Source organism: Paenibacillus peoriae KCTC 3763, from assembly GCF_000236805.1.
GTDB classification, from domain to species: Bacteria; Bacillota; Bacilli; order Paenibacillales; family Paenibacillaceae; genus Paenibacillus; species Paenibacillus peoriae.
The window spans coordinates 158,036-166,846 of record NZ_AGFX01000031.1 but is presented as its reverse complement, the minus strand read 5'-3'; the positions used below and the strand labels follow the sequence as shown (position 1 = coordinate 166,846).

General features: G+C 45.9%; 7 protein-coding genes. 5 read left to right on the top strand and 2 right to left on the bottom strand.

Annotated elements, in window-relative coordinates; translation table 11 throughout:
* Both KQI_RS0118075 and KQI_RS0118070 read left to right on the top strand, forming a co-directional pair.
* The coding region (locus KQI_RS0118075) for an SDR family oxidoreductase (protein WP_010348271.1) at positions 1–1,821 on the top strand (1,821 nt) is incomplete at its 5' end.
* A 28-nt stretch (positions 1,822–1,849) separates the two neighbouring features.
* Positions 1,850–3,148, top strand: coding sequence for a hypothetical protein (locus KQI_RS0118070; protein ID WP_010348270.1), 1,299 nt, complete (start codon positions 1,850–1,852; stop codon positions 3,146–3,148).
* 188 nt (positions 3,149–3,336) lie between these two features.
* Here the strand turns inward: KQI_RS0118070 and KQI_RS0118065 are convergent, their stop codons facing one another.
* Complete coding sequence (locus KQI_RS0118065; protein WP_010348269.1) at positions 3,337–4,101, bottom strand: HAD family hydrolase; 765 nt, start codon at positions 4,099–4,101, stop codon at positions 3,337–3,339.
* A 64-nt stretch (positions 4,102–4,165) separates the two neighbouring features.
* The gene (locus KQI_RS0118060; protein ID WP_010348268.1) at positions 4,166–5,083 is read right to left on the bottom strand and encodes a hypothetical protein; all 918 of its coding nucleotides are present in this window, start codon (positions 5,081–5,083) and stop codon (positions 4,166–4,168) included.
* Positions 5,084–5,513: 430 nt separating this feature from the next.
* Here KQI_RS0118060 and KQI_RS0118055 point away from each other — a divergent pair, with 430 nt between their 5' ends.
* The 3 genes from KQI_RS0118055 (at position 5,514) to KQI_RS0118045 (ending at position 8,810) form a co-directional block, all read left to right on the top strand.
* Positions 5,514–6,671, top strand: coding sequence for an MFS transporter (locus KQI_RS0118055; protein WP_010348267.1), 1,158 nt, complete (start codon positions 5,514–5,516; stop codon positions 6,669–6,671).
* 82 nt (positions 6,672–6,753) lie between these two features.
* On the top strand, positions 6,754–7,479 hold the full coding sequence (locus KQI_RS0118050; protein WP_010348266.1) for a phosphonate ABC transporter ATP-binding protein: 726 nt from the start codon (positions 6,754–6,756) through the stop codon (positions 7,477–7,479).
* On the top strand, positions 7,476–8,810 hold the full coding sequence (locus KQI_RS0118045) for a hypothetical protein (RefSeq protein WP_010348265.1): 1,335 nt from the start codon (positions 7,476–7,478) through the stop codon (positions 8,808–8,810). The genes KQI_RS0118050 and KQI_RS0118045 overlap by 4 nt, the downstream gene beginning before the upstream one ends.
* The last annotated feature ends 1 nt before the right edge of the window (position 8,811 follow it).

Sequence of the window (8,811 nt, the reverse complement as noted above, 5' to 3'; positions counted from 1 at the left end):
ATCGACGATCAGGTGAAAATTCGAGGCTTCCGTATTGAGCTGGGGGAAATCGAAGCGCAGTTGCAAAAGCATCCGCTAGTCCGGGAGGCAGCAGTGATCGCCAGAGAAGACAAGCAAAAGGAGAAGTATCTGGCGGCGTATTTTACAGCAGAAGGCGAACCGGGAGCGGAAGAACTGCGGGAACAGCTTATGCAGGAACTGCCTGATTACATGGTGCCGTCCAGCTTTATGCAGTTGGATCGTATGCCGATGACTCCAAGCGGAAAGATTGATCGAAAGGCTTTGCCTGAGCCTGAATGGCAGGGAAGCAATGATACATTTAGCAGCCCAAGAAATGACACTGATCTGAAAATCCAGAAGGTATGGCAGGATATTCTCGGTATGAAGCTGATCGGCATTGATGAGCATTTCTTTAGACTGGGCGGCAATTCGATCAAGGCAATTCAGGTGGTTTCAAGGCTGGCGCTGGATTTTGAAGTGGGTATTAACGACATTTTTCAATATCCGACGATTCGCGGCTTGGCGGATCACATCAAATATTCCAAAGGCAGATTACAACAATTCGTATACGCTCTACAGGCAGCGGCAGCTGCCGGAAAAAGTGGCGTACCTGGTCTTGTATGGAAATTGCGCGAGAGTCTCAAGGAATATGGCAAGAAAAATCAGGTATATGAAAGCATCAATCTTGCTGAACGGGCCGACTACCGTAATGTTCTGCTGGTAGGAGGTACAGGATATCTGGGGATTCATATTTTGTTTCAACTGCTGAAAAATACGGAATATAAGGTTTATGTACCTGTTCGGGGAACGAGTGACGAAGAGGCGCTAGAAAGACTATGGGCGAAGCTGAGGTTCCATTTTGGCCTCGAGCTTGACGGAGAGAATGCCTGGGAGGACAGGGTGCACGTGTTCTGCGGAGATTTAACCCAGGAATGCTTTGGCCTGAGTCGGGAGCGCTATGAGCGTTTGGCCGAAATCATTGATGTGATCATTAATTCGGCGGCAAACGTGAAGCATTTTGGACATTACTCGGAATTTCACACGGTCAATGTGGAAGGAAACGCAAGACTGATCGAATTTGCCAGCACAGGGAAGAAAAAGACCTACAATTTTGTTTCTACCACCAGCGTAGGCAGCGGATGGATAGAAGATCAGAACAGCTTCGTGTTCACTGAATATGATTGCAATGTTGGACAAAGCTCTGATAACTATTACGTTATGACGAAACTCGAAGCCGAGAAAGAGATTATTAAAGCAAGGGAACAAGGGCTTGATTCCAATGTGTTCAGAGTCGGGAACCTCGTTTTTGATTCCAATTCAGGGATATTCCAGGAAAATATTTTGGATAATGCATTTTATTCGCTGATAAAGTCGATGATCAAACTTGGCCGAGTTCCCGCAATTCAAGATAAAACCATGAATTTCTCCTTTGTGGATGAGGTCGCCAAAGCTGTTGTACTGCTGTTCGACCGCAAAAATCTCAAGAATGAAACCTATCATCTATTTAATAGCCATCAGGTTAGCATGGTATCCTTTGCCAAGCTTTTGCAGCAGGCGGATATACAAGTTCAGCCGATGCCAGTGGAGGATTTTGCCGAATACATGTTTGAAAAATACGATGAAGCACAGACGGAGCAGGAGGTTGCCCGGATTCTCGTTCATTCGAACGTCTTCTTTGAGGGAGCAAGCAAAACGTTGTTCATGACGATGAACAAGAAGACCGACGGTATTTTGCAGTCGCTAGGGTTTGAATGGTCCAGGCTGGACGGTCAAAAAGTGAAGCTGATGATGGGTCATGTCAAAAAGGTAGAGTTCATGTAAAAAAAGTAGCAGCGAAGGAGGGGAAAGAATGGACGCCATTAAACTGGCAAGCACTTACTTTTTCGGAACAGAAGATTATATTTCATCCAACAGCATGGTCGCAACGGTTACTTTTAAAAGAAGAATTGATGCTGAAAAATTGTTTTCCAGCTACCGTATGCTCATCATGGACAATCCATTGCTGCAAGCCAAAAGGGTGGAACAGTTCGAAAAAGATACGTTTGAATGGGGATGCTTTTCGCAGGAAGAACTGGAAAATTTGCTAGAGACTGAAAAGGTACAGCTTTCCCAATATTTTACGGAAGAAGAGGCACTGGCCCAGTATACCCCAACCAATTCCAGACTTCCATTTCGCATTTTCCCTATAAATGAACATACAATGATATTTGCAATGAACCATGCAGTGGCCAATGGGCTGAGCTTGGTTTTCTGGATCAAAAGATGGCTGGAATATTATGCGGGCGAATCTGAGGCGAAGCCAGAAAAGAAGGCAGCAAAGGGCGACGCCCCGAGAGACAAGCTGTTGCGTATTAAAAGAAGAGTTTCCGCTTTTTTATGGATGCCGGTTTTTATTACAGGCTTTATATCCAGGATTATGGGAAAAAGGACAAGCGCTGGCGAAACCGTTGATTTGAGTTACGGCAGAAAACCGGAGCAAGGCGGTGGTTACGTCAAAAAATCGTACTGTTTCAGTAAAGAAGAGACTGCTGAGATTTTACGACAATGCCGGAGCAAAAAAATGACAATGACCGAATACATCTGCTTGCGAACGACCGATGGACTACTGCAATATGCTCCCGGCAAGCAGCGCGTGTTTGTCTCCATGCCCATGGATTTGCAGCTTTTGATTAACTATTCGCCGGAAACGATGCATGGCAATTACGTCGCCAGTCTTCCGATGCAATTTTTCCGGAACGGGAAAATGGAAAAACAGGTGAAATCCGCGTTCAAATGGTTCAAAAGGGGGGTTCCCTATGCACTGTCGATCTTTTTTTCTTCGTTTTCCAATTCATATCGGAAATATAAACAACAGTGTCTTGAATTGTGTATGAAAACAATGCCTGAAAGATTCCCTCTGTGGAATTTTTCCATCACCTTGTCCAATCTGGGAATTATATCATATCCGATTATGGAGGAATGGGTGGATACGATCTATTTTTCCATCAAAAACCAGTCGTTACTGCTCACATCAGCTACGCTTTCGGGACGTTTAATGATGGAAGTCAGCGTATTGGAGAATATGTATGATTCAGAAGAAGTCATTGGTCTTTTTGATCACATCTTATCTGTGGAACATTTGTTGAATGGTTATACCTCTGTCAAGTAAACAAGTGAAAAGGACTAAGCAGCCAGCGCGTGCCGATACTCAATCGGTGCGCGTTGTTTGGGTTTGACTGAAATCGTTGGCAATTATAAAAATTCCCCTCCAAGTTCACTCTATCCTCATGATACCATGTGGACTTTTTTTGAGTGTCTACCTGAAGGGGATCATACTACCATACATACTAGTGCTCTCTAACCGAGGGTTCTTTTTTGTTGATGCAATTGTATACTTTCGTGTATCACTTTTGGTACTTCTGTTAGCTTCTGTATCGTATACATCACGGAATTTACGTTTTTTTGCAGTTCAACCATATTGTAAATCCATTCCTTGGGTTGCTTGAGATATACAGCATGAATACCTGCCGCAAGGGCTGGAGATACATCGGTACGCAGGGAATTTCCGATCATCCAGGTGATGCTTCGGTCCAGGCGATTCATCTGAATGATTTCTTCCAGTGCTTCGACATTTTTATGCTGGCGGATGTAGATGCGTTCATCAAAATAATTAGCCAGCTTCATTTGTTTAATCTTTCTTTCCTGAATAATTTGTTCACCGCCAGTGTAGAGATACAGGGAATGCCCGGCTTTTTGGAGCGAGTTCAACGTTTCAACCATTCCCGGGTACGGTTCGATTTCCTGCTCGTACACACTTCGTCCAAGGGAGCGGAGCTCCTGCTCGTCCCGAGAATCGATACGGCGTCCGAATTGCTCGGAGAAAAAGCGGTACGTATCTATTAGAGATTGAGGGAAATGCTCGCTGGCAAAGCCCAGTTGATGAACACCGGCCACATCAATTTCGATTTGTTTCTCGCGAATTGTATTTTTCGTCAGATTATGGGCTGCAAACCATTCCTGAAGCAAATCGAAAAAATGGCTGAGAATCTGGTCAAAATACTTGTTGCAGTGAACCAAAGTGTCATCAAGATCAAATAAAATGTGCTGCTTCGGATACGACATGTTACATACTCCTTCCAAGCCCAAAGCTTTAACGGTGTTCCGTACAACTAAAGGTGTAGTTTCATTACAATCCAATATAGGATTCCAAAAATACCTGTAAATCAGCTGCTCCGTCGGGACGGATGCTGAATTTTTCCTTGTGATAGCGTCCGATGTGAATGCGAAGCAGACCAGCTACTCGCAAAATCATCATATCAGACATAAGTGTATCTTCCAATCGGCTCAAATCATGGCGCATCTCCTCTAGAGATTTAGGGCCTTGAGCTACATAACGCAAAATTCGCAGTCGTTGCGGATCATTGACCGCACGAGTGAGCCGCAGCAGGAGCGTAGGCGGTTCTTCCTCGCTTTCCTCGGGTATATCTACCGGATACTGGATTAGCAGCATGCGTGAATAAAAACAGTAGGAATTAATCGGGCGGTTATGGACGACCGGAAACAGGACAACCGTATCCAGATCTTCCATATGTGGAACGACCAATCCAGCCGTGGCGTATTCAACTAGCGCTTCCGGCTCCATCTTGCTCAAAAGCATACGCTTTTCCGCGGCGTCTTCCTCTGCCAGCACGCGCAGCTCGCCTTCCAGAGCCCGAAAATAATCGCGGTCCCATAATTTGAGGAGGGGTGCATATACCTTGCGTATACGTAAAGATTCTTCAAAAGTTAAAAAAGGGATGTGCGGAACAAGCTGTTCAAACATATCTTGATCCGGGCCGTGCTCCAAATAAGTGATATAGTCGGATATTTCATCCGATTCCGGTCGAAGCAAAGCCCAGGCATACAGTGCGTCATAATCGCTAAAAGGGCAATCCTGGGCCGTGGCAAGCTCGGTACGAACTTCGTGTTGCAGCCGTGCATCCACCTTGTCGACCCATTCATGTCCCAGGTCCATATCGTGTACCCATTTTTTAGTTACATAGGCCATGAAGCTGCCGAGTAATTCGTAAATTGGAGAAGTGTCTATTTTAATTTGATAACTCATGGAATCAAATGCCTCCTATTCTGTCTTCGAGCCCAGAGCGGTGAACGAATTAAGCCCGTCCATAAGCACAACATGAGCATTTTGAAATTGCTCACTTAGTTATTATGGCTTGTTCTGCCGGGCATTGTCCACTATAATATGAATAGTGCGCTGTGACATGAAGAGGTTCGGATTGAACATACGTGACTCCTTAACGAATGGAGTCGGATTACATATCAGACAAGCTCTTTCCGTAGAATCGTCATCTCAGATGACGATTTTTTTCTTCTTTTCTGTAATACGTGCTGTAATGTGTTTAAGCTGCTTTTTCAGGCCAGCAGAGCATGTATATGGATAAGAATTATTATTGATTATGGTATCAAATGCAAATCATTCCTTAATACTCATTTTTGCTGTTGATATTTTATTGTTTTTACCAGGGGGTACCATGATGTCGTCGTCGTTACGTGTTCATTATTTTATTCTAATTACGGTTATTATCGTAGCCGGATTATGTCAAGGTTTGCTGCTACCTATCCTGTCTATCTCGTTGGAGCAAATGGGGGTCTCATCCTCGCTAAATGGAATGAACGCAGCTGCGCTATATATAGGTTCGTTCGCTATGACGCTGGTGGCTGAACGGACACTGGGATGGTTGGGCTTCAAAAAACTGATGGCCGGAGGCTTGGTGCTTGTACTCGTGACACTGCTGCTATTCCCGCTAATCCCTGATATCCGGGTGTGGTTCGTACTGCGGCTGCTGGTTGGTATAGGTGACAGTGCGCTTCACTATTCTGCCCAACTGTGGATTTTGCTAGTGACTCCAGCAGAAAACCGTGGCCGCAACATCTCCTTTTATGGCATGTCCTACGGTTTGGGCTTTGCAATGGGGCCGTTGGGATTATGGTTGCTTGATTATGGAATACTGGTTCCGTTTGCTGCACTGGCCTTGCTGTGCCTGCTTGTTTTGCTGCTGGTGTTAATGAAGCTACCGGATTCCAGACCGGAAAAGCAGGCAACCGAGGCACGTCCCGCACAAAGATTCCGACGCAGCTACAGCTGGGCATGGTATGCTCTATTGCCTGCATTCCTCTACGGCTATATGGAAGCCAGTCTGAACAGCAACTTCCCGGTCTATGGTCTGCGTATTGGCTTTCAAACCGCTGAAATTGCCGCATTGCTGCCATTTGTCAGCTTGGGTGGGTTGGTGCTGCAACTGCCGCTAGGTATTTTAAGTGACCGCTGGGGACGTAAAAAGGTGTTAATGAGCGTAGGTATAGCAGGTGGCTTGACCTTTATGCTGTTGCCCTGGAGCGGCAATCATTTTATGTTCACTTTGGTTTTGCTGACCATAGCCGGAGGCTTGGTGGGTTCTTTTTTCTCCCTCGGCTTGGCTTATGCCGCTGATCTGTTGCCCAAATCATTTTTGGCAGCTGCTAATGTACTGGCATCCTTTCATTTTAATCTGGGAAGTGTGATCGGACCTAATATTAGCGGAGGTCTGCTGGACTTTGGGACCCAAGGCAGTATGTTTATCGTTCTTGGAGGCAGCTACGTCGTTTTTGGCTTGCTGGGGCTGTTGGCCCAAAAAAGAGCATTGACGGCTTAAAACTGCGGTTAGCATGGTATTTGTTTTATATTTGCTATAAACTATAGACAATATTGATGGCGGGCAAAGGGGAATCACATAGATGATTAAAATTCAGAAGCTGACCAAGCAAGTGGGTCCTGAGCGTACCCCGTTACTTCGAGGAATTGATGCTGAAATTCATCAGGGCGAGCTCATTGCCATAGTGGGACCAAGCGGGAGCGGCAAAACAACGCTGCTTCGTTGTCTTGCTTTGCAAGAGCTATGGCAAGAAGGCGGTTTGATTGTAGATGGCAATGATGTGCTGAAATCCGGTTGGACGGGCAAGATGAAAATAAAGCGCGAATGGGCATACCTGGAGCAAAATCCGCATCTAAATATGAATCGGACCGCTCTCAAAAATGTGCTCATCGGCAGATCCGGTCAAACTCCATGGTGGAGAATGGTGACTGGTATGGTTCGTTCTGACGATTATATGGGAGCGATGGATGTACTGGAGGAACTGGGACTGCTAGATAAGGCACATGATAAATGTGACAAGCTCAGCGGCGGCGAACGGCAGCGGGTGGCGACAGCGCGTGCTCTCGTTCATGGAGCCAAGGTTATTTTGGCTGATGAGCCTGTAAATGGTCTTGATCCAACTTCAGCTGCACATGTGATGGATACCTTCCGCAAGCTGGCTTCTGATGAACGGGTGACGGTCATTACTGTACTGCCGCTGGAAATGGCTGAACGCTTTGCATCTCGTATATGGGGACTAAACAATGGCGAATTGGTGTTTGATATCCAGGGCAGACGGTTGACACAAGCAGAAAAGAACAAATTATGAAGGGGACGGCAAGTGAAGTGAAAATAATGCTGTTGAGAATGTTGGCTGGCTGCTGTCCTTTGCTGCTCCTTGCTGGATTTTTGAGCGGTTGTAATGTCATTAGCGACCCGGTTTCGCTGATGCAGACACCGACGATGTCTGACGAGAAACAGCAGCTGAATGGTGCGGTGATTACGCAGCTAGGAGGGGTGCAGCCGCTAAGGCCGAATGACCCGGATGACCCGACACCCATCCGGACGGGGGATTTGAACAATGATGGCACAGACGAGGCAGTGCTCTTTTATGAAACACCGGATGAGAGTGTCAAAATACACGGTGCCTTGTTTGAGGATCAGGGCGGGACATGGGTAAAGAAGCTGACGTTTGATGGAGAAGGCACCGTATTGGAATCATTTAAGCTCGTGGACTTAACGAATGACGGTACGCTCGATATTGTTGCGGGTTTTTCGAGTGGAGATAGTGGTGACAACGTTGATCAGAAGGGGCTTATCGTATACTCTTACACTGGAGGAACCCTTGAAAAAATATATGCTACAGGCTATACGGATTTTGTCGTAGACGATTTTAAGCATAACAAAATGGATTTGAACGGGGATAAGCTGAATGATTTGACGATTATTTTGCTCCGTCGCAATGAATTTTTTACGGTCAAAACATTCCAATTCAGCGGGGGAACCTTTAAGGAAATCGGATCGCTGGATTTGGACAGTCAGGTCTTAAGTGTCTATAATGTCGTCGCTGGCAAGGTAGCGGAGGATAGGCAAGGGATTATTATTGACACTAAAATTGCCCAGACGACTACCGTTTCCAATGTCATTGTGATGGATCACGGCAAGCTCAGGAAGCTTAATCTTATGGATGTTACTTTCAAGGATGCGACCATCGCCAGTGGTGATGTGGATGGTGACGGTATTCTGGAATTTGGTAATTTGGAGAAGCCTAAGGGCTGGAGCAACAAGCCGCTGGATGAGGTTCCGTATTTTGTATCGTTCTATCAGTGGGACGGGGCGAAAGGAACGATTTTCAAGCAGCAGCAGTATCGTGATTCCAATGAGCAGGTCTATTTCAGGTTACCGAAAGAGCTGCATGGCAAGGTGACCATTGATCCAAAGGTTTCAAGGAAGGACAGCTATTTGCGGTTCATTCTGATCGATACAGATAAAACGGTAGCGGAAATAAAATATTTCTCGTTGTCACAATGGGAACGAAACAACGAAGGTTATAGTCAACTGTGGCGAACGAATGCACAGGTGATTGGCATTAAGCGATCCAGTGAACTGGAACCACATAAACCGATTAAAAACAAGCTGGGGGAAAGGCAGGTAGAGTAGA